At 59.3% G+C, this 24,888-nt stretch carries 22 protein-coding genes and 1 pseudogene; 12 read left to right on the forward strand and 11 right to left on the reverse strand.

Annotated elements, in window-relative coordinates:
- Window positions 1-7: 7 nt before the first annotated feature.
- From ACM6IR_RS00290 to ACM6IR_RS00300, 3 genes are all read right to left on the reverse strand, one after another.
- Window positions 8-3,682, reverse strand: coding sequence for a translocation/assembly module TamB domain-containing protein (locus ACM6IR_RS00290; protein WP_414905845.1), 3,675 nt, complete (start codon window positions 3,680-3,682; stop codon window positions 8-10).
- Window positions 3,679-5,406 carry an autotransporter assembly complex protein TamA gene (locus ACM6IR_RS00295; protein WP_414905846.1) on the reverse strand — a complete coding sequence of 576 codons (1,728 nt, stop codon included), beginning with the start codon at window positions 5,404-5,406 and terminating at the stop codon, window positions 3,679-3,681. Before ACM6IR_RS00295 ends, ACM6IR_RS00290 begins: the two co-directional genes overlap by 4 nt.
- A 66-nt stretch (window positions 5,407-5,472) precedes the next feature.
- Window positions 5,473-6,123, reverse strand: a complete 651-nt coding sequence (locus ACM6IR_RS00300; protein ID WP_414905847.1) for a GNAT family N-acetyltransferase — start codon at window positions 6,121-6,123, stop codon at window positions 5,473-5,475.
- A gap of 298 nt (window positions 6,124-6,421) precedes the next feature.
- Between ACM6IR_RS00300 and xthA the strand changes: the two genes are divergently transcribed.
- Both xthA and ACM6IR_RS00310 read left to right on the forward strand, forming a co-directional pair.
- Window positions 6,422-7,234 carry an exodeoxyribonuclease III gene (gene xthA / locus ACM6IR_RS00305; RefSeq protein WP_414905848.1) on the forward strand — a complete coding sequence of 271 codons (813 nt, stop codon included), beginning with the start codon at window positions 6,422-6,424 and terminating at the stop codon, window positions 7,232-7,234.
- Window positions 7,235-7,415: 181 nt separating this feature from the next.
- Window positions 7,416-8,756 carry a substrate-binding domain-containing protein gene (locus tag ACM6IR_RS00310; RefSeq protein ID WP_414905849.1) on the forward strand — a complete coding sequence of 447 codons (1,341 nt, stop codon included), beginning with the start codon at window positions 7,416-7,418 and terminating at the stop codon, window positions 8,754-8,756.
- 198 nt (window positions 8,757-8,954) lie between these two features.
- Here ACM6IR_RS00310 and ACM6IR_RS00315 read toward each other — a convergent pair whose 3' ends face one another.
- A complete protein-coding gene (locus ACM6IR_RS00315) occupies window positions 8,955-9,473 on the reverse strand; it encodes an ankyrin repeat domain-containing protein (protein ID WP_414905850.1) in 519 nt (172 codons plus the stop codon).
- A 97-nt stretch (window positions 9,474-9,570) separates the two neighbouring features.
- Entirely contained in the window at window positions 9,571-11,397 is a 1,827-nt protein-coding gene (locus tag ACM6IR_RS00320; protein ID WP_414905851.1) for a long-chain-acyl-CoA synthetase, read from the reverse strand.
- A gap of 343 nt (window positions 11,398-11,740) precedes the next feature.
- On the opposite strand from ACM6IR_RS00320, the gene ACM6IR_RS00325 reads away from it, so the two are divergent.
- Window positions 11,741-12,019 carry a DUF3509 domain-containing protein gene (locus ACM6IR_RS00325; RefSeq protein ID WP_414905917.1) on the forward strand — a complete coding sequence of 93 codons (279 nt, stop codon included), beginning with the start codon at window positions 11,741-11,743 and terminating at the stop codon, window positions 12,017-12,019.
- Window positions 12,020-12,149: 130 nt separating this feature from the next.
- Here the strand turns inward: ACM6IR_RS00325 and mtnC are convergent, their stop codons facing one another.
- The 5 genes from mtnC to aroC all read right to left on the reverse strand — a co-directional run bounded on the left by mtnC (window position 12,150) and on the right by aroC (window position 16,364).
- The gene (gene mtnC, locus ACM6IR_RS00330) at window positions 12,150-12,833 is read right to left on the reverse strand and encodes an acireductone synthase (RefSeq protein WP_414905852.1); all 684 of its coding nucleotides are present in this window, start codon (window positions 12,831-12,833) and stop codon (window positions 12,150-12,152) included.
- Between the two features lie 4 nt (window positions 12,834-12,837).
- Window positions 12,838-13,383, reverse strand: coding sequence for a 1,2-dihydroxy-3-keto-5-methylthiopentene dioxygenase (locus ACM6IR_RS00335; protein ID WP_414905853.1), 546 nt, complete (start codon window positions 13,381-13,383; stop codon window positions 12,838-12,840).
- 12 nt (window positions 13,384-13,395) lie between these two features.
- Complete coding sequence (locus tag ACM6IR_RS00340) at window positions 13,396-14,016, reverse strand: methylthioribulose 1-phosphate dehydratase (RefSeq protein WP_414905854.1); 621 nt, start codon at window positions 14,014-14,016, stop codon at window positions 13,396-13,398.
- Complete coding sequence (locus ACM6IR_RS00345; protein WP_414905855.1) at window positions 14,013-15,158, reverse strand: MFS transporter; 1,146 nt, start codon at window positions 15,156-15,158, stop codon at window positions 14,013-14,015. Before ACM6IR_RS00345 ends, ACM6IR_RS00340 begins: the two co-directional genes overlap by 4 nt.
- 114 nt (window positions 15,159-15,272) lie before the next feature.
- The gene (gene aroC, locus ACM6IR_RS00350; RefSeq protein WP_131062445.1) at window positions 15,273-16,364 is read right to left on the reverse strand and encodes a chorismate synthase; all 1,092 of its coding nucleotides are present in this window, start codon (window positions 16,362-16,364) and stop codon (window positions 15,273-15,275) included.
- A gap of 83 nt (window positions 16,365-16,447) precedes the next feature.
- Here aroC and ACM6IR_RS00355 point away from each other — a divergent pair, with 83 nt between their 5' ends.
- Both ACM6IR_RS00355 and ACM6IR_RS00360 read left to right on the forward strand, forming a co-directional pair.
- On the forward strand, window positions 16,448-17,446 hold the full coding sequence (locus ACM6IR_RS00355) for an alpha/beta hydrolase (protein ID WP_414905856.1): 999 nt from the start codon (window positions 16,448-16,450) through the stop codon (window positions 17,444-17,446).
- A gap of 98 nt (window positions 17,447-17,544) precedes the next feature.
- Entirely contained in the window at window positions 17,545-18,336 is a 792-nt protein-coding gene (locus tag ACM6IR_RS00360; protein WP_414905857.1) for a hypothetical protein, read from the forward strand.
- Window positions 18,337-18,451: 115 nt separating this feature from the next.
- Here ACM6IR_RS00360 and prmB read toward each other — a convergent pair whose 3' ends face one another.
- Window positions 18,452-19,360 (reverse strand): 50S ribosomal protein L3 N(5)-glutamine methyltransferase, encoded by a 909-nt coding sequence (prmB, locus tag ACM6IR_RS00365; RefSeq protein WP_414905858.1) that lies wholly within the window; start codon window positions 19,358-19,360, stop codon window positions 18,452-18,454.
- Window positions 19,361-19,599: 239 nt separating this feature from the next.
- On the opposite strand from prmB, the gene ACM6IR_RS00370 reads away from it, so the two are divergent.
- The 7 genes and pseudogenes from ACM6IR_RS00370 (at window position 19,600) to ACM6IR_RS00400 (ending at window position 24,856) form a co-directional block, all read left to right on the forward strand.
- Window positions 19,600-20,190, forward strand: a complete 591-nt coding sequence (locus tag ACM6IR_RS00370) for a cysteine hydrolase family protein (protein WP_414905859.1) — start codon at window positions 19,600-19,602, stop codon at window positions 20,188-20,190.
- A 131-nt stretch (window positions 20,191-20,321) separates the two neighbouring features.
- Entirely contained in the window at window positions 20,322-20,642 is a 321-nt protein-coding gene (locus ACM6IR_RS00375; protein ID WP_414905860.1) for a hypothetical protein, read from the forward strand.
- 86 nt (window positions 20,643-20,728) lie between these two features.
- A complete protein-coding gene (locus ACM6IR_RS00380; RefSeq protein ID WP_008146127.1) occupies window positions 20,729-21,286 on the forward strand; it encodes a Smr/MutS family protein in 558 nt (185 codons plus the stop codon).
- Between the two features lie 330 nt (window positions 21,287-21,616).
- Window positions 21,617-21,862, forward strand: a pseudogene (locus tag ACM6IR_RS00385) (site-specific integrase); the annotation flags it as partial.
- Between the two features lie 22 nt (window positions 21,863-21,884).
- A complete protein-coding gene (gene folE / locus ACM6IR_RS00390) occupies window positions 21,885-22,430 on the forward strand; it encodes a GTP cyclohydrolase I FolE (protein WP_201116383.1) in 546 nt (181 codons plus the stop codon).
- Between the two features lie 99 nt (window positions 22,431-22,529).
- Complete coding sequence (locus ACM6IR_RS00395) at window positions 22,530-22,901, forward strand: glutathione S-transferase N-terminal domain-containing protein (protein ID WP_414905861.1); 372 nt, start codon at window positions 22,530-22,532, stop codon at window positions 22,899-22,901.
- Between the two features lie 605 nt (window positions 22,902-23,506).
- Window positions 23,507-24,856, forward strand: a complete 1,350-nt coding sequence (locus ACM6IR_RS00400; protein WP_414905862.1) for an NCS2 family permease — start codon at window positions 23,507-23,509, stop codon at window positions 24,854-24,856.
- Window positions 24,857-24,888 lie beyond the last annotated feature (32 nt).

A 24,888-nucleotide genomic window follows, 5' to 3' on the forward strand; every position in this document is an offset into this window, starting at 1 on the left:
ACGGGACCTAGAAATCCCGCTTGTAGAAGATATCGAGCGAACTCGCCACGCCGCCAGCCGCTTCGAGGTAGACCTTCTTGCTCAGCTTGTAACGCAAGGCAATCGTGTTGGCCGGCTCAAACACCCCGACGCCATAACGCAAGCTCAGCTTCTCGGAGAGATTGCCGCTGGCCACCACGCTGGTCGTGGTGCCACTGCCCTGTGTGTCGAGCTGGAAGTCCTGAATACCCAGCTCCTTGGCCAACCCGCTGGTCACCCCGGCGCTGCCCATCAAGCCCAACCCGAGCGCTGCCTGGGCGAGCATGTTGTTGTCTTCACCGTTACTGGCCAGCGGACGCCCCAGCACCAGATAGGACAATGCCTGTTCCTGGCTCATGGCCGGCTCGGAGAAGATCTGCGTGGTCGGCTGCTCGGCACTGCCGCTCAGGCGAATACCGGCGATCACGTCGTCGGTCTGGCGAATCGCTTCGATGTCCAGATACGGCTGGTCAATGGGCCCGGCAAACAACAGCCGCGCCCGGCGCACGGTCAGCCGTTGGCCGTAGGCCCGATAGCGCCCGTCGTTGAGCCAGAGTTCGCCACGGGTGTCCATGTTGTCGCCGATGTGCACATGGCCTTGTAGGTTGGCGGTCAGGCCAAACCCGGCGAAACTCAGTTTGTCGTCGCCGACCACCACGTCGATGTCCATCTTCATCGCCAGCGGCGGTTTGCCCGCCTCGGTCTGTTGGCCGACGATCACCGTGTCACCGGAGATCTTGACCGTCGATGGCGGCAACTCGCGCACCGTAATTTCGCCCCTGGGCACCAGGACTTTGCCAGCGATGGCCAGCTCGTCACCCTTCATCGAAATCTTCAGGTCTGGCGCCACTTCGAGCTTGGCGTACGGCTCGACGGTGACGGGTAATTGCGAGCCTTTGAGTGTCAGATCCACCACCAACGCCTGCCCCCAGGCGATGTTACCGTTCAAACTCCCCTGCCCGGCTTTGCCGCTTTTCCAGCCGCCGTTCAATTGCACGGTTTCGCCTGAGATCACGACTTGAAGCTGCAAAGCTTGAAGCTCGATTGGCAGTTGCGGCCCGGACACCTCACCGTCGCTGAGCAGCAGGCTGCCGTTGACCTGGGGTGCCATCAGCCCGCCAGAGATCGTGCCGCTGCCATTCAAATGGCCCGTGAGTTTCTCGACCATCGGCACAAACGGCCGCGCCACCGACATGTCCAGTCCACTGAGACGGAACGAGCCGGTCAGCGGTTTGTTCTTCGGCAGCGGATTGATCTGCGCCTGCACGCTCAATTCTCCAAGTTTGCCGCCGACGAAATTGAGATCGGTGTCGATGCGTTTGGGCGTGAGTTTGCTGGTGAGCTTCAGTGTCTGGTACGGGAAGTCCAGCCAATGATCCTTTTCCTTCATGCGCAAGGTGCCGCCACTGGCGTCGATGCTGATCTGACCGTTCGGACCGCTGGCGGGCAGGTCCAGTTGCAGGTCGGCATTGAGAGTGCCCTTCCAGGCGAAATCCTTCGGCAACCACTGTGCCAGGCTATCGATCGGGAATTGCTTGAGGTGGTAACGCAGCTTCGGTTCAGGGATCAAACGCTGGTCTTCACCGCACAGGCTGGCCGGGCCGGACATCCAGCAATGCGCGCCGAAGTTGATCTTGCCGTCGGCCAACCGTTCCAGTTTCGCCGGCCCCTGCAGCTTCCAGTCCTGACCACCGGCCTGGATATCGCCGCGGGCCAAGCGTCCACGCCAATTGCCTTTGTCCAGACTGCCGTCGAGGCCGAGCGCCAGTTTCAGTTTCGGCCCTTGCAAGTCGAGGTTGAGCTTCTGGTTTTTGATATCACCCTGGCCGCTGGCCGTCAGTGTGCCCAGCGAGGTGTCGCCAGCCTCAATGCCACTGCCCTTGAAATCGATTTCCGCCCGTTGCGCGCTGTCGAGGGTCGCGTCGAGGTTCACGCTTTGCAGGCGATTGTCTGCGAACGCCAGTTGCGTGCCTTGCAAACCGAGCTTGCCTTGCGGCGCCTTGAGCGTGCCGGCGACATCAACGCGGCCGTTGAGCTGACCGCGCAGTTGCGGCCAAAGCTGAGCCAGGCGCGGCAGCTTGATATCGATCTGGCCGGCGAGTTTCTGTTGCAGGCTGCCCTTGCCGGTGATGCTGTTGTCACCCAGACGAATCTGCAGCGCGTTAAGGTTCCATTGCTCGCCAGTGCCATCGGCCTTCGCCTGAATCACCGCCGGTTGGCCACGCAGTTTGCCTTTCAAATCGAGATCGGCAGTCAGGCTGAGTTTTTCATTTTTCATTTCGCCATGGCTGCGCACCGGCCCTGCGAGCATACCCGGCAACTCTGCGACCCAATACGCCGGGTTGATCGCGGACACATCGAGCGCGGTGTCCCAGGCGATGCCATCAGCGAATTGCAGGTTCAGGTGCCCTTCGGCCTTGCCCTGCCCGGCTTCGAGCTGGATTTGTTGCAGGTAGATTTTCGTCAGGTCGCCGCTGAACGGGCTGCTCAGGCTGAACGCCCCGGCCGGGCCATCCAGCGCGGCGTTGAAGCTACCGAGGTATTTTCCGTCGGTGTAGGAAATGTCGCCTTTGAAGCTGCGCAGCGCGACTTCCGGTTCGTTGATCAGCGGATAGAGGCGGTGCCACGGAAAGTCCAGCCAGTCGATTTTTGCGTCGGCGCTCAGGCCTTTGCTCCAGTCTATTTGGCCGCTGAGCTTGAGACTTTGTTTGTCGCTGGCGGTCAGGTCGAGGCCGGCAATCTGCGCGCCCTTGGCGTCGACCTTGCCTTGCAGCATCAGGGCGACCGGGCCATGTTCTGCGGGCAACGTGGCATTGCCGAGGATCTGATAACCGTCTTTCAGGTCACCGTCGCCGGTGAGTTCAAGCTGATTGAGTTGCAGGGTGTCCGGTAAATCGGCGCTGGGCTTGAAGCCGTCGGCCGTGATCCGCACCTTGGCCGGCAGGTTGTCCACCAGCGGTTGCAGCTCGCCGGTCAGTTGGCCGTTCAAGTAACCGCTGCTGTCGGCTTTCAGATGCAGGGTTTTCAGCAAGTCACCGTCAACCTTCAGGGCCAGCGCCCAAGGTTCAGCGCCCGGGGCCGGCAGGGTCAGTGTGCCTTCGACGTTGAGCGGCCAGTTGCCGTTGGGTTGCAGCAGGCCGGAGAGGTTCAGATTCAGCTCGTCACGTTGCAGCCGCACGGTGTCGATCTGCACACCGTGTTCGGTCCAGTGCGCCGCGAGTTGCAAGCCTTTGAGTTCTTCGCTGCCGTTGAACAGCAAACGGCCAACCTTCACCTCCCCCAACTCAATCGCCAAGGGTAATTTCAGGTCCGGAAGCGTCATCGGCGCAGTGCTTTTTTCTTCCGTGCCGGGCGCAAATTGCAGGCTGACCTGATCAGCCTGCAATTGCTCGATGCACAGGGTCATGCGCGTCAGGCACAGCGGCGACCAGGCGAAAATCACTCTGCTCAGTTCAACCCGGCTGCTGTCCTGCTGCCACAACAGATGATCGGCGCTCCACTGCCCGCCCAACCGGCCCTGGAAATTCTCCACGGTCAAACCCGGCACGAAGCCCAGCACCCAACGACTACCCGCCGCTGTCCCCAAGACCGCGGACACGGCAAGAATGACCAGTGTCAGCAGCGTCGGAATCGCCAGCAACGTTATTTTCAAACCACGATTCAAAGCTCAGGCCCCATGGAAAAGTGCAGTCGGATGCCGCCGTCATCGTCCAACGCATGGGCCAGGTCGAGGCGAAGCGGCCCCACCGGAGACACCCAGCGCACGCCAATGCCGACGCCGGTCTTGAGGTTTGGCAGTTCGATTGTATTGAACGAGTTGCCCTGGTCGATAAAGGTCGCGACCCGCCATTTTTCGGCAATGGAATACTGGTACTCGACACTGCCGGTGACCATGTAGCGCCCCCCGATGCGATCACCCGCGGAGTTTTCCGGGGACAGGCTCTGATAGTCATAACCGCGCACGCTCTGATCGCCACCGGCGAAAAAACGCAACGACGGCGGCACCGATGTGTAGCCGTTGGTGGCGCTGCCGCCGACCTGCACCCGACCGAGGAAACGGTGTTTGTCGAAGACCGTGGTCAAGCCTTTGACCAATGCCGTGCCGTACACCAGGTTGTTGTCCGAGCCCAGCCCTTCCTTGGCCACTTTGGTTGCGAATTCGAGGCGATAACCGTTATGGGGGTCGATGCGATTGTCGCTTTTCAGGTAGGAATAGCTGACGCCAGGCATCAGCAAATTACTCAGGCCAGAATCATCGCCAAGGCGGTATTCCTCGCGCTGCCATTTGAGCGACACCACCCGTTGCCAGCCACTGGGCAACTTGCTGTGCCACTCGGGACCGAGGGTCAGCAGCTTGCTCAGGCTGTCCTTATTGGCGATTTCCTCGTACTGATAGCCACCGGCGTAACGCAGCTTGTCGGTCAGGGGCGGATCCAAGGGAATGTCATAGAAAACACCGACGTTTTGCCGTGGCTGGGAGACTTCAGTCTCCCAGCCATAGCTATGACCTTGGGGATTGACCCAGTGCCGGGTCCAGTTGGCCTTGATCCGGGGGCCGACGTCGGTGGAATACCCCAGGCCGAGCCCCATGGTCCGCGGCTTGCGGGTCTCGAGCTTGACGTCCACCGGGATCACATCGTCCTTCGACGCGGTGGGTGCAGCGTCCACTCGCACCCCTTCGAAATAGCCGCTCGATTGCAGGGCCTGATTGAGCTCGGCGATCAATTCGGAGTCATAAGGCGCGCCCGCCTTGAACGGCACCATGCGCTGCAGCAGGTCTTCGTCGAAGGGCGTATCGCCTTCAAACTTGACCTTGCCGAAGGAATAACGCGGGCCACTGTCGTAGATCAACTCGATATCGGCGACGCCGGCTCGCGGGTCGACCAATAACTTCTGACTGGTAAAACGGCCGTTGAAAAAGCCATAGCGCGACGCCTGATTCTGGATCAGCCGCTTGGCGTCTTCGTACTGGCCATGGTTGAGCACCGCACCGGTTTTCAGCGCATCGCTTTTGGGCACACGAAAGGATTTGAGGGAAGCGGCCGGCCCGTCGATGCGCACGGTGACGTTGCGCAGATGGATCGGTTCTCCCGGATCGATGGTGAGCACCAGGCGCGGCGTCTTGCCGCCCTGCACGTCCGTCTCGATCTGCGGCTGGTAATAACCCAAGGCCTGGGCGGCCTTGCGCGCCTGTTCTTCGGCGCCACGACTGAAGCGCAACAAGGCTTTTTCGTCCCGATCGCCGAGGCTGCCGATATAGCCCTCTATATTGGCTTTCAGTTCATCGTTGGACGGTTTGACCCGCACATCCAATTCACTTTGGGCCAGCGCCGCGCAGCTGAAAATCAGCATCAGCACGCCGCTGGTATTTCTTCCTGGAAACTTCATAGGCGAGGATGCTATCACGAGCTTGGGAGCGTGATAGAGCCTGGCGTGCGCGGAAAGTTCGACCCTCTATGCCATTGCGGTTTGCAGCACCTGAGGATTGGCATGGAAAAACACATGCTCGCGTATCGGTCCTACGGCGACCTCACCGATTTCCTCATAGCCCTGACGCTTATAGAACTCCAGATAACGCGGATTCCCGGTGTCGAGGATCACGCCCTGAGAGTGTTCATCCACCGCACACCAGTTATGGACCGCTTGCAGCAGTTGTTCGCCGAAGTGTTTGCCCTGGAATTGCGGATGAATCCCCAGCAATGGCAGCACATGCACCGCATCGGACGGCACGCAGGCCGCCACGGCATCGTGATACTCGAGGTAGCGACGGGTGCAGCGAAAACCGGTACTTAGCACCATGCGCAGGCGCCAGGCCCAACTTTCGGTGATGCCCAACCGACGTTGCGGCGGTGCGATCAGCGCGATACCGATCAACCGATCGTTGACCAGCAGGCCAATGGCCGGCAAGTCCTGAAGAAAGTGTTGTTTGACCAGTTCACGCACGGTGGCGCGAACCCGCTGTTCATAACCGGGGCGTTCGGCTTCGAACAAGTAGCCGAACGTCGGTTCGTGCCGGTAGGCCTGATACAGCAGGGAGCGGGCTTCGCGGGAATAGCCGCTGTCGAGCATGTGAATATCGGCGATGGCGGTCGAGGTTTCAGGCATTACGGTAGATCTCCCCGGGGCGCAGCTCAAATGGCTGTGCTCTCATTGGTACGAGCCTATAAACATCCGCACAGTTCCTGGCTGATCCAAATCAGTGTGGATGCTTAAGCCGTCATCGCGAGCAAGCTCGCTCCCACAAAGGTATAGACCAGACTGATCCCCTGTGTGTGCGAGCCTGCTCGCGAAGAGGTCTGGCCTGACGATGAAACCCTTACTGACAAACACGAATCCCCTCTCCCGGCACTGGCCCCGATCCTACAGGTCAGCTAGCATCGCCCTTTTGCCAGGACTGCCGACCATGAAGATCGTCTCCTTCAACATCAACGGGCTGCGCGCTCGCCCCCATCAGTTGGCGGCGCTGATCGAAAAACATCAGCCAGACGTGATCGGCCTGCAGGAAACCAAGGTCCACGACGACCAATTCCCGTTGGCCGAGGTTCAGGCACTGGGCTATCACGTGTATTTCCATGGGCAAAAAGGTCATTACGGCGTCGCCCTGCTCTCGCGCCAGGAGCCGATTGACCTGCACAAAGGTTTTGTCACGGATGAAGAAGACGCCCAGCGGCGCTTTATCTGGGGCACTTTCGCCGACGCCAATGGCGTGCCGGTGACCATCATGAATGGCTATTTCCCACAAGGTGAAAGCCGCGACCACCCCACCAAATTCCCGGCCAAGGAACGCTTCTACAACGATCTGCAGCACTTGCTGGAAAGCCAGTTCAGTAACGAGCAGCCGTTGGTAGTGATGGGTGACGTGAATATTTCCCCGGAAGACTGTGACATCGGCATCGGCCCGGACAACATGAAGCGCTGGCTGAAAACCGGCAAGTGCAGCTTCCTGCCGGAGGAACGCGAGTGGATGGCTCGCTTGAAGAATTGGGGCCTGGTGGACAGCTTCCGTCACTTGTACCCGGAGGTGGCCGACCGTTTCAGCTGGTTCGACTACCGTAGCCGTGGGTTTGAGGATGAACCCAAGCGTGGGCTGCGAATCGACGTGATCATGGCGTCCCATGGCCTGCTGCCGCGGGTGAAGGATGCGGGCGTGGATTACGAACTGCGCGGGATGGAAAAACCCTCGGACCATGCGCCGATCTGGCTTGAGTTGAGCTGATCTCACAAATCAACCGTGGGAGCGAGCCTGCTCGCGAAGGCGGACTTACATTCAATACAGGTGTTGAATCTTAAGCCCCCTTCGCGAGCAGGCTCGCTCCCACATTGTTGGTAACTGTCATCTTTGCGCAACCTTACTGACTTATTCTCCCGGCACTTCCCTTGGCTTATAAGGTGCCGGCATGACGCTGCGCGTGTTATTCCTGTTGATGCTGGGTGCCTGGCTGCCAATCACCGCTACAGCCGGCGGCCTGCCAACGCCCGAACGGGGCCCGGCGCTGCGCATCCACGGCTCCAATACCATCGGCGCGGCGCTAGGACCGGCCCTGGTCGAAGGTTTGTTGCACGAACAGGGCTTGCTCAAGGTTCACAGCGAAACACCGGAGACCGCCAACGAATTGCGCGTCGTCGGTGAAACGGTTGAGGGTCGCCGCGTCGTGGTGGACATCGCGGCTCATGGTTCCAGCACCGGATTCGCGGCCCTGAAAGCCGGCACGGCCGATCTTGCCGCGTCGTCGCGCCCGATCAAGGACCGCGAACTGGTGGACCTCAAGCCCTTGGGCGATCTGAAGAGTTCCGCTGCCGAGCAGGTCATCGCCATTGATGGGCTGGCGATCATCCTTCACCCACAAAACCCACTCAATCAACTCACCACTGAGCAACTGGCGCGAATATTCAGTGGCGAGGCCAAGACCTGGGAAGAACTCGGCGGCACCGGCGGGCCCATTCACCAGTATGCGCGGGATGACCAATCCGGCACCTATGACACGTTTAAGGAATTGGTCCTCAGCGGTCGTGGGAAAACCCTGGGCGGCGCCGCGAAACGCTTCGAATCCAGCGAGCAATTGTCCGACGCGGTCAGTCTCGACCCACAAGGTATCGGCTTCATCGGCCTGCCTTACGTGCGGGAGGCCAAACCAGTCGCGATTGTCGATGGTCAATCCCAGGCCATGTTGCCGCTCAACAGTCTGATTGCCACGGAGGACTATCCATTGTCGCGCCGGCTGTTCTTATACCTGCCGCCTAACGGGAAAAATCCCTGGGCCCAAGCGCTGGTGGCATTTGCCCAGAGCAGCAAGGGTCAGGCCATTGTCGCGGCCAATGGTTTTATCGCACAGACCGTCCAGGCCATGACCGTCACGCCGAATGCGCTGATGCCCGAGGGCTATCAGGCGCTCAGTCGCCATGCCCAACGGCTGTCGGTGAATTTCCGGTTCGAGGAAGGCAGCGCGACCCTGGATAACAAGGCCCGGCAGGACCTGTCACGGGTACTCGACTATATAAAGCAGCGCGACAAAACCAATCGGCAGGTGACGCTGGTGGGGTTTGGCGATGCCAAGAGTGACCCGGCACGCGCTGATCTGTTGTCAAAACTGCGGGCGATGGCGGTACGGCGGGAACTGGTGAAAAGCGGTGTGGTGTTTCGCGAGATTCGCGGCTTTGGCGCCGAGATGCCGGTGGCCGCCAACAGCGCGGATGAGGGGCGGATCAAGAATCGGCGGGTTGAGGTGTGGGTGTATTGACGACTGACGGGTTGACGGCTTGTAGCAGCTGTCGAGCTTGCGAGGCTGCGTTCGGCGGCGGAGCCGTCGTGAAATCGGGCGATGTGGTCTTTCAGGTAGATCGCGTGTACAGGGTTTGCGACGGCTCCGCCGCCGAACGCAGCCTCGCAAGCTCGACAGCTGCTACACGGCGGCGACACGGCGGTCACACGACGCCGATCAGCCGAGCAACTTCTGCAACTGCGCCGTGGTGTCCACCGCGCCCATGGTCTTGGCGGCATCCAGTGCCGAGATGCCATTGGCATCCTTGGCTTTCGGATCGGCACCCTTGCTGATCAGGTAGTCGACGATTTCGACGCGGTTGAACATCGCCGCCATCATCAGCGCAGTGCGGCCGTCAAAGGACGAACCTTCCACTTGCGCACCACCTTCAACCAACGCTGCGACGACTGCCAGGTCGCCTTTGAACGCCGCGCCGGCAATCGGGCTCTGACCGTTGTCGTTGCGGATTTCCGGGTCAGCCTTGTGTTCCAGCAGGACTTTCACGGTGTCTACATGACCGTGGTAGGCGGCCAGCATCAGCAGCGTGTCGCCCTTGTGGTTGCGCAGGTTAGGCGGCAGGCCCTTGGTCAGCAGCGCAGCCATCATGGCCGCATCGCCCTCGCGCGCCTTGTTGAATACCTGTTCGGCAAATTCAGCGGCTTCTTCGGGGGTCATCTGGCGGCTTTGGTCTGACATTGAAGCACTCCACGTTCAGTTATTCGCAAAGCCGACAGTTTCCCGAGCAGCCCCGAGACTGTCACTTCTTTTTTCTCATGCACGACCATAGCCACATTCAATAGCGGTACTTGCCGCCCTGAATCTGCGCCAGCAGCTGTTCGGTGACTCGCACGTAAGTGTCGGTGCCCGGCAGCCAGGCGTAGATCGGATCATCACCGGTTTTGCCCGGATCGAAGGCTTCATCCTTGAGACGGGTTTTCTGATATTTGAACGTACCGGTGGTCTCCATTTTCACTTTCACCCGCAGGAACAGTGGCACCGCATAGGCAGGCAATTGCTGGCGGGCAAAAGCCAGCAGCTCGCTGAAATCCAGGGTCGCCAAGGATTCGGCCGGCGTGATCGCCGCCATCCCGGCACGCCCGTTGGTATTCTCAATCTCGACACCGTAGGCCACGGCCTCGGAAATGGTCGGGTGTTTGAGGAGGGTGTTCTCGACTTCAGTGGTCGAGACATTTTCGCCCTTCCAGCGGTAGGTGTCCCCCAAACGATCGACGAACCGGGCATGACCAAAACCGATGTTGCGCAGCAAATCACCGGTATTGAAGTAACGGTCACCCTTCTTGAAGACATCGTGGAGCACCACGGTTTCAGTCTTTTGCGGATCGGTGTAACCGTCGAGTGGCGCCTTGTCGTCGATTTTCGCCAGCAACAGCCCCTCCTCGCCCTTGGCAACTTTGCGCATGAAACCTGTTGCGTCACGCGTCGGCGCGCCGCTGTCGTGGTCGTACGCCGCCAGCTCCCAGGACATCAGCGAAAAACCGACAGTGTTGTCGAAGTTGAGAATGTTGCTGAAGCCAATATTGCCGTCGCTGGCGGCGTACAGCTCACAGATGTGATTCACGCCAAAACGTCTCTTGAACTCGCCCCACGCGCCCGGGCGCAAGCCATTGCCGATCATCTTCTTCACGCCGTGTTGACTGTCATGGGCGCCGGGCGGCTGATCCACCAGGTAGCGGCACAATTCGCCGACGTAGCCAATGGTGGTCGCGCGGTAATGGCGCACGTCGCTCCAGAACTGACTGGCGCTGAACTTGCGTCGAATGGCAAACCCGCAGGCGCCGCTGATGGCCGAACCCCAGCACACGCATAGTCCGGTGGCGTGATAGAGCGGCAACGTGCAATAGATGACATCCTCCGGGCGCATATCCAGCGCGATCATCCCGAAACTCACGTAACTGCGCATCCAGCGACCGTGTTTGAACACACCGGCCTTGGGCAAGCCGGTGGTACCCGAGGTGTAGAGATAGAAACAAGGGTCGTCGAAGAACACCTGCCGACTGCTGGCGGGGTTATCGGCGCAACCGTCGGCGCAGGCGGTCATCAGGTTGATGAAACCGTCGGGCGCAATGCCCGGAGGTTTGCAGGTGTTTTGATCGGCGATAAACCAGGTGCGCGTCGCCTCGATTGCCACCCGCTCGCGGACGGCTGAAAACGTCGGGACCAGCTCTTCGCCCACAACAATCGCCGCCGGCGCCACCAGGTTCAGGCTGTGCGCCAGGGTATCGCGCGTCTGCGCAGTGTTGAGCAAGGCGCTGATTGCTCCGACCTTGGCCACCGCCAGAATCGTTACCAACAGTTCCGGGCGGTTCTCGATGAAGACCGCCACTACGTCGCCCTTGCCAATGCCTTGGGCAATCAGGTGATGGGCCATGCGATTGGCCCACTGGTTAACCTGTGAGTACGTGAGCACCACCTCCCCCTGCAGCAAGGCCGGGCCATCGGGGTTGCGCAAGGTCGCCTGCTCGAAGCTCCAGCCGAGACCACACGTTTGGGTCGGGTCCTTGACGTTGGCGACTTTCATGCCCTTCACCAATCGGGGTATGGCGTTGGCAATGGAAGGCAGCTTGCGGAGCATCATGCCCCAGGTAATCGTGTCGCTCATTGATGCTCCCGTTGAGTATTTTTATTGTCGGGCGGCGTTGATTGACCCCGAAAATACGTCAGCGGTTCTTGAGCTGTACACGCGGTTTTTGAAATGTTTTGTATCCGCGACCGATGCGCTGGACAGGGTGAGCATTGGCCGGGCAATTGGTTCAATCCAATTGTCGCCGACCACGCAAAATGCAGGATGCACGATGGCCAATCATGCAGATTGCACGAAACAGAAAAACGACAAAAATATTAACTTATTGATTTATAACGTTTTTATTAATTTCAAATGCTGGCACAAAGGCTGCAACTACCTCCCCATGCTTGCCACTCAAGCGCTAACGGAGCTGATAGACATGAGCCTGATCCAGGAAAAATTTTCGTCTTTGTTCTCCAACTTCGACGTGACCACCCAGGCACGGCCTGATGGTGGCATCTTGCTGACCTTGAGTAACGCCGATGGCAAAGTGTTCAAACGCTCGATTTCCTACCAGCAATTGCATGCCGGTGACCAGCTGTCGTGGGTGATCAGCGCCATACGTCGCGACATTGCCGAACAGGCCAGTGAGCTGCCGCAGATTTCCATGCTGCAAAGTCAGCAACGGTTTGCCCTGCCGTCGTATCACTCGGTGTAAACCATTGCACTGCTAAATTTGCAACGATCACTGTAGGAGCGAAGCTTGCTCGCGAAGGGGGCGCGTCAGTTAACATTTACGTTGCCTGACACACCTTCGCGAGCAAGCTTCGCTCCTACAGGTTATGCGGTTATACGGTTGAAGGACTGATCCGCGTAAAGCTGTCGACGGTCTGATGCCCTGCCAACTCACCGCCCTCTCGAGCCAGCCCACAGGTCGCCATGCCTGCGCTGCGCGCCGCATCCAGCTCCTCGACGATGTCAGACAGAAACAGAATCTGCGACGCCTCAAGGCCAATAGCCTGAGTGATGCGTTCGTACGACTGCGCTTCACGCTTGGGCCCGGACGTCGTATCGAAATAGCCGCTGAACAGCGGCGACAAGTCACCGGCCTCCGAGCAGCCGAAAATCAGCCGTTGGGCCTGAATCGAACCCGAGGAATAAACAAACAGCATGTAGCCTTCCTGGTGCCAGCGCTTCAGCGCTTCAACGGCATCTGGATAAACATGACCCTTCAACTGGCCGGCCTGATAACCCTGCTCCCAGACCATGCCCTGCAATGCCTTGAGCGGCGTGGCTTTGCGGTCTTCGGCGATCCAGCGCAAAAGGACCTCGATAACGCGCTCAACGTCGGCGTCCGGCTCATCACTGTCCTTGCGCACGGCAGCCAGTTGCTCGGCCACATCCGCGCGCGCGGCGTGCTGTCGAACGAACGCCGGGAGGTGTTTGGCGGCATAGGGAAACAGCACGTCGAACACAAAACTCACCGCGCTGGTGGTGCCTTCAATGTCGGTGAGAATCGCTTTGATCGGCATCGGCTCAGTCCTCAAGACGCGGGAATTGGCTAGCGATGTCTTCGCCGGTGAAATTGGCCACCCAGCCTTCCGGGTTGTTGAACAGGCGAATCGCGACGAAATGCGGATGCTCGCCCATGTCGAACCAGTGTTTGGTGCCGGCCGGGACCGAGATCAGGTCGTTCTTCTCACAGAGCACGGCGTAGACGTAATCGTCGATGTGCAGGGTGAACAAGCCACGACCTGCGACGAAAAACCGAACTTCGTCTTCGCCATGGCGGTGTTCATTGAGGAACTTGGCGCGCAGCTCGGCTTTTTGCGGGTGATCGCTGTTCAGGCTGATGACATCGACGGTGATGTAACCGCGCTCGGTCATCAGTTGGTCGATCTGCTCCTGGTAAGCGCTGATCACTTCTTCCTGGCTGGCGCCGGGCTGGATCTTCGCGGCGGCTTGCCAGCGGTCGAAGCGCACACCCTGTTCGGCCAGGGTCGAGGCGATGTCTTCGAAATGGGTCAGCACCTTGTTTGGAATGTCAGGGCTTGAGACGTGGTAAACGGACAGGCTGCTCATCAGGGCAACTCCTTAGCGGTTCAAGATTGAGCGCGTCTTCAACTCGCACTCGAACAAAAATTCAAAGGCCTCGATCTGCCGCAAGGCATCGCTCATGCGCGCGCCCCAGGTGTAGAGGCCGTGGCCGCGAATCAGGTAGCCAACGCAATCGTGATGGATGTCCAGCCAAGGCTGCACCTTGGCGGCGAGGCGCGCAATGTTCTGGTCGTTGTCGAAAATCGGCACGCGCACCCGGGATTCGTGGGTCGAGATGCCGCTGAAGGCTTTTTGCAGTTCGTAGTCTTCGAAATCGATGAAGTCTTGCGGCGTCAGGCGCGACAACACTGTGGCGTTCACCGAATGGGTATGCAGCACCGCGCCGATCTCCGGCCGCCAGCGGTAGAGCTGGGTGTGCAGCAGGGTTTCGGCTGACGGCTTTTTGCCTGGCTCCAGGCTGTTGCCCGACAGGTCGGTGGCCAGCACATCGTCAAGGCGCAACTCGCCTTTGTGCTTGCCGGAAACCGTCAGCAAGGCTTTGCTCGGCGACAGGCGCGTTGAATAGTTGCTACTGGTGGCCGGCGACCAGCCGCGGCCATACAGAAAACGCCCGGCATCGATGATTTCCTGGGCGAGGTGTTCACGGGTAAGGCTCATGGCCTGTCCTCTTGCAGTCGTGTTGCAATGATAACGGCAGCCGCCAGGGCTGCGAGGCTGGCAATACTAAAGGTCAACGTGGGCCCGAGGGCGTTCCAGCTGTAGCCCGAATACAACGCGCCCAGTGCGCCGCCAGTGCCGGCGAGTGCGGCGTATAACGCCTGGCCTTGCCCTTGCTGGCGCGCGCCGAAGCTACGTTGCACGAACTGGATGGCCGCGGCGTGAAAACTGCCGAAGGTTGCTGCGTGCAGCACCTGGGCGAACAGCAGCACCCACAAAAATTCGGCGAATGAACCGAGCAACAGCCAACGCAGCGCCGCCAGCAGGAAACTCGCCAGCAGCACCCGGCGCACGGAGAAGCGCGCGAGGATCCTGCTCATCGCCAGAAACATCAAGACTTCGGCCACCACGCCGACTGCCCAGAGCATGCCGATCAATCCACGGCTGTAACCCAATCGCTCAAGGTGCAGCGTCAGAAAGGTGTAATACGGTCCGTGACTCATCTGCATCAGCGCCACGCAACCATAGAATGCCAGGACGCCGGGGCTGCGCAATTGCTTGATAAACCCCTCCCCCGCTATGCGATTGCCATGGGCCGGCTGGGCATTGGGTACCCACAGGCTGCTGACCACAATACCGGCCATGATCAGCACCAGCGCCACCGGGTAGATATCAAGGCTGAGCCATTCGAATAACCGACCCAGCGCGACCACGGTGATGATGAAACCGATGGAACCCCACAAGCGAATCTGACTGTAGCGCTGCGTCTGACCGTTCAAATGCGCCAGCGTGATGACTTCGAACTGCGGCAACACGGCGTGCCAGAAAAAAGCGTGCAAGGCCATGACCATGGCCAGCCAGGCGTAGGTTTTGCTGACGAAAATCAGCGAGAACGTCAGCAACGTGCACACGGCGCCGAACCGTACGATGGCCAGCCGCTGGCCGGTGTAGTCGCCGAGCCAGCCCCAGATATTCGGCGCGACGCAGCGCATCAGCATCGGGATCGCCACCAGCTCGCCGATTCGCGCGCTGGAAAAGCCCAGGTGATCGAAGTACAGCGCCAGAAACGGCGCTGTCGAACCGAGCAAGGCGAAATAGAATAGATAGAAACTGGAGAGCCGCCAGTAAGGGAGCGCCGCCATCGTCGTCAGACCGCCGCGGCTGTAAGGCTCTGTACCAAAACTGCCTGCGCGACGATCATGCTGCCTTGCCTGATCGCCGCTCGGCGAGTTTTCGTACAGACCCCAGGTCAGCCATTAAAGCTGACCCAGCACCGGGGTGCTGACCCGCACATCGGCGTTCTGCCCGCGATGACGCAGCAAGTGATCCATCAACACGATGGCCATCATCGCTTCGGCAATCGGCGTGGCGCGGATGCCCACGCACGGGTCATGACGCCCCTTGGTAACGACCTCCACCGGGTTGCCATGGATGTCGATGGAACGGCCCGGTGTGGTAATGCTCGACGTCGGCTTCAGCGCCAGATGCGCAACAATCGGTTGGCCGGACGAGATGCCGCCCAAGATGCCGCCGGCGTTGTTGCTGAGGAAACCTTCCGGAGTCATTTCATCGCGGTGTTCGGTGCCGCGCTGGGCAACGCTGGCGAAACCGGCGCCGATTTCTACGCCCTTGACCGCGTTGATGCTCATCAGCGCATGGGCCAGCTCAGCGTCGAGACGGTCGAAGATCGGCTCACCAAGGCCAGGCATCACGCCTTCAGCGACCACGGTAATTTTCGCACCGACCGAATCCTGGTCGCGGCGCAGCTGGTCCATATAGGCTTCCAGCTCTGGCACCTTGTCCGGATCAGGGCTGAAGAACGCGTTCTCTTCCACCGAATCCCAGGTTTTGAACGGGATTTCGATCGGGCCGAGCTGGCTCATGTAGCCACGGATGACAATGCCCTGGGTGGCCAGGTATTTCTTCGCAATCGCCCCGGCCGCCACGCGCATGGCGGTTTCCCGGGCCGAACTGCGACCACCGCCGCGGTAATCGCGTTCGCCGTACTTGTGGTGATAGGTGTAATCGGCGTGGGCCGGGCGGAACAGATCCTTGATCGCCGAGTAGTCCTTGGACTTCTGGTCGGTGTTGCGGATCAACAGGCCGATGGAGCAACCCGTAGTGCGACCTTCAAACACGCCGGAGAGGATTTCGACTTCGTCGGCCTCCTGACGCTGGGTGGTGTGGCGACTGGTGCCGGGCTTGCGCCGATCCAGGTCGCGCTGCAGATCTTCCAGAGAGATCTCCAGGCCCGGCGGGCAGCCATCGACAATGGCGACCAACGCCGGACCATGGCTTTCGCCCGCGGTGGTGACAGTGAACAGCTTGCCGTAGGTATTGCCGGACATGCAGGACGCTCCGTGAAATGAACCTGAATACGTAATGCGCGCCAGTATACGCAGGCTACCCGACTAGTTCATCCTCGAACCTTATGGGTGCCCGCGAGTCCAACCGGCATCTTGTTCATGATGGCGTGATGATGCTGCGAGTTCTAGCCTTGAGCCTTACCTTGTTTACCGGCTTTGTTCAGGCTACCGTCCTGCAACGGCCTATCACTTTAGACACCGGCACCGGCGAGCTTTTCGGCTCGTTGTTGCTGCCCAAGTCCGACAAGCCTGTGCCGGTTGTCCTGATCATTTCTGGCTCCGGCCCTACGGACCGCGACGGAAACAACCCGGATGGCGGACGCAATGACAGCCTCAAACGGCTGGCCTGGGTGCTGGCCAACCACAACATTGCCAGCGTGCGTTACGACAAACGCGGCGTGGCGGCGAGCCTTGCCGCCACACCGGACGAACGCAATCTGACCCTGGAGGCTTATGTCGCCGACGCCGAGGCTTGGGGCCAGAAACTCAAATCCGATCCGCGCTTTGGCAAGCTGATTCTGCTGGGGCACAGCGAAGGCGCCTTGATTGCCACCCTCGCGGCGCCAAGCGTCGATGCCGCGGCGGTGATTTCGATGTCCGGCAGCGCCCGGCCAGTCGATCAAGTGCTGCGCCAGCAACTGAGCAATCGCCTGCCGCCACCACTGATGCTGCGCAGCAATGAGTTGCTCGATAGCCTCAAGGCCGGCCACACCGATGACAACGTCCCGCCGCAACTGCAGGGGATTTTCCGCCCCAGTGTGCAACCGTACCTGATTTCGCTGTTCCGCCAGGACCCGGCGGCGGCGTTCGCCAAATTGAAAATGCCAGCGCTGATCATTCAGGGCAGCAATGACATCCAGGTCGGCGTCGGTGATGCGAAAATGCTCAAGGCAGCCAAACCGGACGCCGAACTGGCACTGATCCAAGGCATGAACCATGTCATGCGCATCGTGCCCAACGACTTAAAACAGCAGTTGGCCTCCTATAAAGATCCGCAATTGCCGCTGGCGGCGGAGCTGGGCACGCGAATCATCGGGTTTATTGACGCTCTTCGCGCCAGTTAAGCGCTGTTTGCCCTCCAGTCCTGAGAAAAACGGCCGATAAGTCTTTGTCGCCAGCGCTATGGCTGGCGGCAACAGAGCTTGGACAGGATCTCGCCGTTATGACCGATACCCAGACTTCACCCGACACCACCGCTGAAAAAGACGCACCGCCAGCGGCCGAGCTGCCATGGGCGGACGTCCACGTCGAGCACCACAAGATGCTCCGTCTGGCACCATTGCAGACCGACCGTAATACCGGTGGGCGCCCCTTGCGCTTTGTCGAGTTCGGTTACGCCGAACGCAACAGCAAGGAACGCAGCCTGATGCGCATGAGCATTTCGCTGCCCGGCCAGCGCGTGCGCAAAGAACAGAATCATCTGGACGTGTGGGTCGATCACACCACCAAGCGCGTGCATTTCGGGCCTGACAGCGGCTTGCAGATCGAACCGTTGAACCGAGGTATCGGCCGTTTCATGGCCGCGCACGGTATTCGCTGGGCGAAGAAGCGATGGCCCGGTTATGCCGTCGATGGCACTGACCTCAATAACAAAGATGCGCTGAATGAAGACACCCGCCTGCGCCGCGACCACTTTCTAAAGGCGCATGGTTTTGAGGTGGTGTATGCCGATGTCCAGCATTTGAAGGGCAGCGTCAAAGAAGCGCAGGTCGGCGACCTGCTGGCTGAATGGAACACCGAAAAATTGCAGGTAGTGGAGATTCTCGAGGCGGCGCAGATGCTCCAGCAAGCCGAACAGAATCTGGCCGAGCAGGAAGTGAAGCTAAAAAAACAAGAAGAGAAAGTCAGCAAGTTCAAGCGTGAAGACGCCGGATTGCGCTTTACCATCACCTGCCTGGTGTCGTTTGCAGTGTTCCAGGCGGGGCTGTTGATCTGGATTGCGACACACCGTTAATGGTTTTTTTTGTAGGAGCGAGCTTGCTCGCGATGGACCTGAACGCGACGTGTTTATCCAGAAGACACGCGTTATCGTTAACGTCCATCGCGAGCAAGCTCGCTCCTACAAAAGGTCAGACGCGAGAAGCGAACAGCGCCTGATGATCGCGGCACTGCTGCGCCGTCAACATGAATACGCCGTGCCCGCCGCGCTCGAAATCGAGCCACGCGAAGTCGACCTCCGGGTACAACGACTCGACGTGTACCTGGCTGTTACCCACTTCAACGATCAGCAAGCCCTTCTCGGTCAAGTGATCTGCCGCTTCGGCCAGCATGCGTCGTACCAGGTTCAAACCATCCTCACCACAGGCCAGGCCCAGCTCCGGCTCGTGCTGGTATTCGTCCGGCATGTCGGCGAAATCTTCTGCGTCGACGTAAGGCGGGTTCGACACGATCAGGTCGAAACGCTGACCCGGCAAACCATCGAAACCATCGCCCTGCACCGTGTATACCCGCTCATCGACGCCATGGCGCTCAATGTTCTGATTGGCCACTTCCAGCGCTTCGAATGAGAGGTCGGCCAGCACCACTTCAGCGTTCTGGAACTCGTAGGCGCAGGCGATACCAATGCAACCGGAACCGGTGCACAGGTCGAGAATCCGCGCAGGCTCGGCGCCCAGCCACGGCTCGAAGCGCTTTTCAATCAGCTCGCCAATCGGGGAACGGGGGATCAATACGCGCTCGTCGACGATGAACGACATGCCACAGAACCACGCTTCACCCAACAAGTACGCGGTAGGAATGCGTTCTTCGATGCGACGTTTGAGCAGGCGTTGCAGTTTCACCAACTCGTCTTCTTCCAGACTGCAGTCGAGGTAACTGTCGGCAATTTCCCACGGCAGGTGCAAGGCACCCAACACCAGTTGACGGGCTTCGTCCCAGGCGTTGTCGGCCCCATGGCCGAAAAACAGATCCTCCCCATGGAAGCGGCTGACGGCCCAACGGATATGGTCACGCAGGGTACGAAGTCGGGAAGTGATCACAGCGGCAAACTCCAGAAAAAACGACTGGCGATTCTACCAGCCAAACGGCGCCACGACGACGCGTGAAAAACACCGACCCGGATGTAGGACTAATCTGTTTATTTGGCTGCCTATTGAACAAAACGGGCATCTTGACAAGGCTACAAGCCAGTAACGACGGCGCCTACGATGGTAGCGATTCACAGAAGCGCTCAGCCAGAGGACAATGTCGCAAAAGCCCCACCCGAAGGAGCCCCAGAATGTCCGTTCCAAAAACGATGTTTCAACTCAGCGGCCGCGGTTACGCTGCAGCCAATCTGAGCCATGCGACCCTTGTGATCATCGATGCCCAGAAAGAATACCTCAGTGGCCCTCTGGCCCTGAGCGGCATGGATGCTGCCGTCGCGAACATCAAGCAACTGTTGACCGCCGCCCGTGCCGTCGGTCGGCCGATCGTCCATGTGCGCCATCTTGGCACCGTCGGTGGGCTGTTCGATCCACAGGGCGAACGGGGTGAGTTCATCCCGGGCCTGGAGCCACAAGACAACGAAACCATTATTGGCAAATTGCTGCCAAGTGCTTTTCACGGCACCCAGCTTGAAAAACGCCTGCAGGACCTCGGCGCCCTTGACCTGATCGTCTGCGGATTCATGAGCCATTCCAGCGTCAGCACCACGGTGCGTGCCGCGAAGAACCTGGGCTTTCGTTGCACCCTGGTGGAAGATGCCTGCGCCACCCGCGACCTGCCTTACAAGGGCGGCGTCCTGAGCGCCGAGCATGTTCAACAGACCGAAATGGCGATCATGGCGGACAACTTCGCCACCCTCGCCCTGACCCGTGATCTGATCTGATCGACGTTTGATGAGCGGTCCATGCCGCCGCTCATCCGCAAAAGTCTATCATTTACTGTAATTGTCTTAGCCTCAGGAACATCCCGGTCAACTCCCGGTCGAAGGGCCGATACCTATTGAGGAAGGTCGGAATGAAGTTATCCGATGGTTTTGACGCTCGCCGCTTACGGCCCAAAGGCCAACGCAACTGGCGTTTTCGTTTTGGCGCGGCGTTCGCTGCCTTGTTGGCGATGTGTGGTGTGTTGCTCGCACTGGCCGGTGCTGCCAGCCTGCTCGGTCACCCGCCCGCCTTGGGCGAATTGAACGCCAGCCCGATCGGCTCGGCCGTGATTCTGGCGATTGGCCTGTTCGTGCTGTACATCGGCGTGTGGTTGTGGCGGCGTTGCCGTCGCCGCTCGCGTCAGTCGCGGGAGCTGAACATGTCCCCGCACCTGATGAAAAAACACGATTGAATTGAAGGCCCGCCCATTTGACGGGCCCAATAGTTATGGATGACGCCTAGACTTGGGTAAACTGGCCGCCCTTCGCGGAGGCTGACATGCAAGACGACGATTTTTCCCTGTTCAAAAGTGCGATCCAAGGCGTCAAGCCGATCAAGCACGATCGCGCCGAAACCGGCAAACCCAAAGCTGACCGCGCGCAAATCGCCAAGCTGCGTCAGGCCGCCACCGTGCGTACCGATGCCACGACCGTTGACGGGCTGTCCGATCAGTTCGTCATCGACGTCGGTCCGGAAGACGAGCTGATGTGGGCACGTGACGGTGTGCAGGAAAGCCAGATGCGCAAGCTCAAGATCGGACAGATTCCGTTCGAAGGCAGCCTCGACCTGCATGGCATGAGTGTGGAAAAGGCCCGGGAAACCCTTTGGGCGTTCCTGGCCGAAGCGACCAAATTCGAAATCCGCTGCGTACGCGTCACTCACGGTAAAGCCGTGCGCCTGGACGGCAAGCGCCCGATGATCAAAAGCCACGTCAACACTTGGCTGCGCCAGCATTCACAGGTACTTGGCTTCACCTCGTGCCAAGCGAAACATGGCGGCGCAGGCGCCGTTTATGTGATGCTCAAACGGACCATGATGGAAGGACGCGACGAGTAACGCTGCCCGTCCGTGATTAAGCCTGGCAGTCCACTCCGGTTCTCCTGAACACTAATACCGGTGGTATTCCTGACCTTCGTGTTCACCACCATAGTAGCGACCATGCTCATGTCCGCGACCATCATGGTCATGCCAATATGGCCAGCAGCCACCGAGCAGCAAGGTTGCTGACACCACCAATATTAATGCAGTTGTGCGTTTCATTTGATCTTCTCCGGACAGGCAAAGCCCGACGATGTATTCGTTTGATTGCAGCTGAATTGAGAAGGTTCAAACCATACGATTGCCAGAGAAAAGCCCAGGCGATAGAACGCCGCACAGGGCCTGACCGCACTGACTGATTTAGGTATTCGCGCCCGTCGGCAATACAACTGCCGTCACACATACGCTACCATGTGCCTCATGTCGGGGATGAACCCTGCGTTTATTGCCACTCAGCTCGGTCATAGCGTTCAGATGTTGCTATCGACCCGCACCCGATGGATCAGCGCCAGCACCGATTGGAGCGAACCCGGGAAGTTTGAAAAGAGCTTGATTGGTACACAATTGGTACAGACAGAAACAGTACCCCTCTGAAACCCTTATGGAATCAGCCCCTGTGACACTGGAACAGAATTACACCGCGATTCTCGGCCAACTGGGCGAGGACGTCTCCCGCGAGGGCCTGCTCGACACGCCAAAGCGTGCCGCCAAGGCCATGCAGTACCTCTGCCGCGGTTATGAACAATCACTGGAGGAGGTCACCAACGGTGCCTTGTTCAGCTCCGACAACAGTGAAATGGTGCTGGTCAAGGACATCGAGTTGTACTCGTTGTGCGAACACCATTTGCTGCCGTTCATTGGCAAGGCTCACGTTGCCTATATCCCGAGCGGCAAAGTGCTGGGGCTGTCGAAGGTCGCGCGAATCGTCGATATGTACGCCCGCCGTCTGCAGATCCAGGAAAACCTCAGCCGCCAGATCGCCGACGCGGTCCAGCAAGTCACCGGCGCCCTGGGCGTTGCAGTGGTGATCGAGGCCAAGCACATGTGCATGATGATGCGCGGTGTGGAGAAACAGAATTCGACGATGATCACCTCTGTGATGCTCGGTGAGTTCCGCGAAAACGCGGCGACCCGCAGTGAGTTTCTCAGCCTGATCAAGTAATTCGCAGCACGAAAAGAACCGGCATTCATCGCCGGTTTTTTTTCGTCCGCGAAAATCAGGTAAGCTGCGCGCCTTCTTTCGCCCCGTGAGGCTTATACCGTGTTCGTTAAAGCGCTTCGTGTCGGCCTTGGCCAACTGATTATCTTCATCGACTTCATCACCCGCCCGGGCAAGAAACAGCGCCCTGCCGCCGCTCAGGCGCAGGTCGAAACGGCCGCCAAGGGCCTGACCCTGTATCAGTTTCACGCCTGTCCGTTCTGCGTGAAAACCCGCCGCACCCTGCGCCGCCTGAACGTGCCGGTGGCGTTGCGCGATGCGAAAAACAACCAACAGGATCGCCAGACCCTGCTGGAGCAAGGCGGCAAGATCAAAGTGCCGTGCCTGCGCATCGAAGAAAATGGCCAGACCACCTGGATGTATGAGTCCAAGGTGATCATTGATTATCTGGACAAGCGTTTCGCTGCAGCCTGATGGGTTTATGGTGCTCTGAGCGACGCCTTCGCGAGCAAGCACGCTCCCACAGTGGACCGTGTTCCCCTTGTAGGAGCGAGCTTGCTCGCGAAGAGGCCAGACCAGACACCATAAATTTCAGACAAAAATAAACCGGCCCATGCGCCTAATGCCAGTCAGTTAAGCCGTAACGCGATCTGTAGCAGCTGGCGAAGCCTGCGTCCGGCTGCGCAGCAGTCGTAAAACCTGAGCGCAAGGTCTTCCTGAAACACCGCACCGCCTGATTTTACGACTGCTGCGCAGCCGGACGCAGGCTTCGCCAGCTGCTACCAAGAGCGTGTTTCGCCTGAGACTTTCTTAACTGATCGGCATTAGCCCATGCGCCGGTTTATTTGTTTTTACCCTCCCCTCAGGCCGCTCCTGCCTGTCGATATATCCCTATTGCCAAACTTTTCGTCCACAAAACAAAAAACATTATTTGCATTATTTGTATACAAAAGCATAATCCACTTCGTGCGAGTTCCTGACCAAGCGGTCAACAAATTCGCAAGTGCCTCAAAGGGTCGCTGCCACCCTCATGGGTCCGGCCCTGGAAATAACAATAAAACTCTTGAGGAGTACTCGCTGTGGAAAGCCGCAAATCCGAAGCCCCGACGCTGGAACTCTCGCCGCCATTACGCAATGGCTGGCTGGAGCGCATCTTCAAACTCAGCTTTCATGGCACCACGGTGAAGACCGAGCTGATTGCCGGTCTGACAACTTTCATCACCATGGCCTATATCATCTTCGTCAACCCGAACATCATGGCTGACGCCGGCATCAATCACGGTGCCGCGTTTGTCGCCACCTGCATCGCCGCTGCACTGGGTTGCCTGTTGATGGGCCTGTACGCCAACTGGCCGGTCGGCCTGGCGCCGGGTATGGGCTTGAACGCCTTCTTCACTTACACCGTAGTCGGCACCATGGGCTACAACTGGGAAACCGCCCTCGGCGCGGTATTTGTCTCCGGCGTGTTATTCATGATTCTGACCTTCTCCCGGATCCGCGAATGGCTGCTCAACAGCATTCCCGTCGGCTTGCGCCATGCCATGGGCGCCGGTGTCGGACTGTTTCTGGGGATCATCGGCCTGAAAACCGCCGGCATCATCGTCGCCAGCCCGGCGACTCTGATCAAGCTCGGCTCCCTGAGCGAACCTGCCCCGCTGCTGGCCGCCATCTGCTTCCTGATGATCGCCGTACTCAGCTACCACAAAGTCTTCGGCGCGATCCTCATCAGTATCGTCACCGTGACGCTGGCCGGTTGGGGCCTGGGCCTGGTGCACTACGAGGGCATCATGTCCGCCCCGCCAAGCCTGGCACCGACCTGGATGGCGATGAACATCGCCGGCGTGTTCAACGTCAGTATGATCAGTGTGGTGCTGGCCTTCCTCTTCGTGCACATGTTCGACACCGCCGGCACCTTGATGGGCGTCGCCCAGCGCGCCAACCTGGTAAACGCTGACGGCCGGATCGAGAACCTTTCCCGCGCCATGAAAGCCGACAGTGCTTCCAGTGTGTTCGGGGCCATGGTCGGTGTTCCGCCGGTCACCAGTTACGTGGAAAGTGCCGCGGGTGTAGCCGCGGGTGGTCGGACTGGTCTTACCGCAGTGACCGTTGGTGTGCTATTTATTGCCGCCATGTTCTTCGCCCCGCTCGCTGGCATGATCCCCGCGTATGCCACCGCCGGTGCGCTGATTTATGTGGCGATGCTGATGATGAGCGGTATGGCTCACATCAAATGGGATGAGGCGACCGACAGCATTCCGGCGATCGTCACCGCGATCATGATGCCGCTGACCTTCTCGGTTGCCGACGGCATCGCGCTGGGCTTTATCACTTATGTGGTGCTGAAGGCCGGTACCGGCAAGTACAAGGAAATTTCCGCCAGCCTGTGGGTGCTCTGCGTGATCTTCATTGCCAAATTCGTTTTCTTGTAAGCGGTCATAGCTTCAACCAGCCCCACCCCGTC

This window comes from Pseudomonas sp. IT-P253 (genome assembly GCF_949768125.1).
Lineage (GTDB): Bacteria > Pseudomonadota > Gammaproteobacteria > Pseudomonadales > Pseudomonadaceae > Aquipseudomonas.

Coding starts and splice junctions, on each gene's coding strand:
- ACM6IR_RS00295 (WP_414905846.1), bottom strand. CDS start 5,406: ATGAAGTTTCCAGGAAGAAATACCAGCGGCGTGCTGATGCTGATTTTC.
- ACM6IR_RS00300 (WP_414905847.1), bottom strand. CDS start 6,123: ATGCCTGAAACCTCGACCGCCATCGCCGATATTCACATGCTCGACAGC.
- xthA (WP_414905848.1), top strand. CDS start 6,422: ATGAAGATCGTCTCCTTCAACATCAACGGGCTGCGCGCTCGCCCCCAT.
- ACM6IR_RS00310 (WP_414905849.1), top strand. CDS start 7,416: ATGACGCTGCGCGTGTTATTCCTGTTGATGCTGGGTGCCTGGCTGCCA.
- ACM6IR_RS00315 (WP_414905850.1), bottom strand. CDS start 9,473: ATGTCAGACCAAAGCCGCCAGATGACCCCCGAAGAAGCCGCTGAATTT.
- ACM6IR_RS00320 (WP_414905851.1), bottom strand. CDS start 11,397: ATGAGCGACACGATTACCTGGGGCATGATGCTCCGCAAGCTGCCTTCC.
- ACM6IR_RS00325 (WP_414905917.1), top strand. CDS start 11,741: ATGAGCCTGATCCAGGAAAAATTTTCGTCTTTGTTCTCCAACTTCGAC.
- mtnC (WP_414905852.1), bottom strand. CDS start 12,833: ATGCCGATCAAAGCGATTCTCACCGACATTGAAGGCACCACCAGCGCG.
- ACM6IR_RS00335 (WP_414905853.1), bottom strand. CDS start 13,383: ATGAGCAGCCTGTCCGTTTACCACGTCTCAAGCCCTGACATTCCAAAC.
- ACM6IR_RS00340 (WP_414905854.1), bottom strand. CDS start 14,016: ATGAGCCTTACCCGTGAACACCTCGCCCAGGAAATCATCGATGCCGGG.
- ACM6IR_RS00345 (WP_414905855.1), bottom strand. CDS start 15,158: ATGGCGGCGCTCCCTTACTGGCGGCTCTCCAGTTTCTATCTATTCTAT.
- aroC (WP_131062445.1), bottom strand. CDS start 16,364: ATGTCCGGCAATACCTACGGCAAGCTGTTCACTGTCACCACCGCGGGC.
- ACM6IR_RS00355 (WP_414905856.1), top strand. CDS start 16,448: ATGGGTGCCCGCGAGTCCAACCGGCATCTTGTTCATGATGGCGTGATG.
- ACM6IR_RS00360 (WP_414905857.1), top strand. CDS start 17,545: ATGACCGATACCCAGACTTCACCCGACACCACCGCTGAAAAAGACGCA.
- ACM6IR_RS00370 (WP_414905859.1), top strand. CDS start 19,600: ATGTCCGTTCCAAAAACGATGTTTCAACTCAGCGGCCGCGGTTACGCT.
- ACM6IR_RS00375 (WP_414905860.1), top strand. CDS start 20,322: ATGAAGTTATCCGATGGTTTTGACGCTCGCCGCTTACGGCCCAAAGGC.
- ACM6IR_RS00380 (WP_008146127.1), top strand. CDS start 20,729: ATGCAAGACGACGATTTTTCCCTGTTCAAAAGTGCGATCCAAGGCGTC.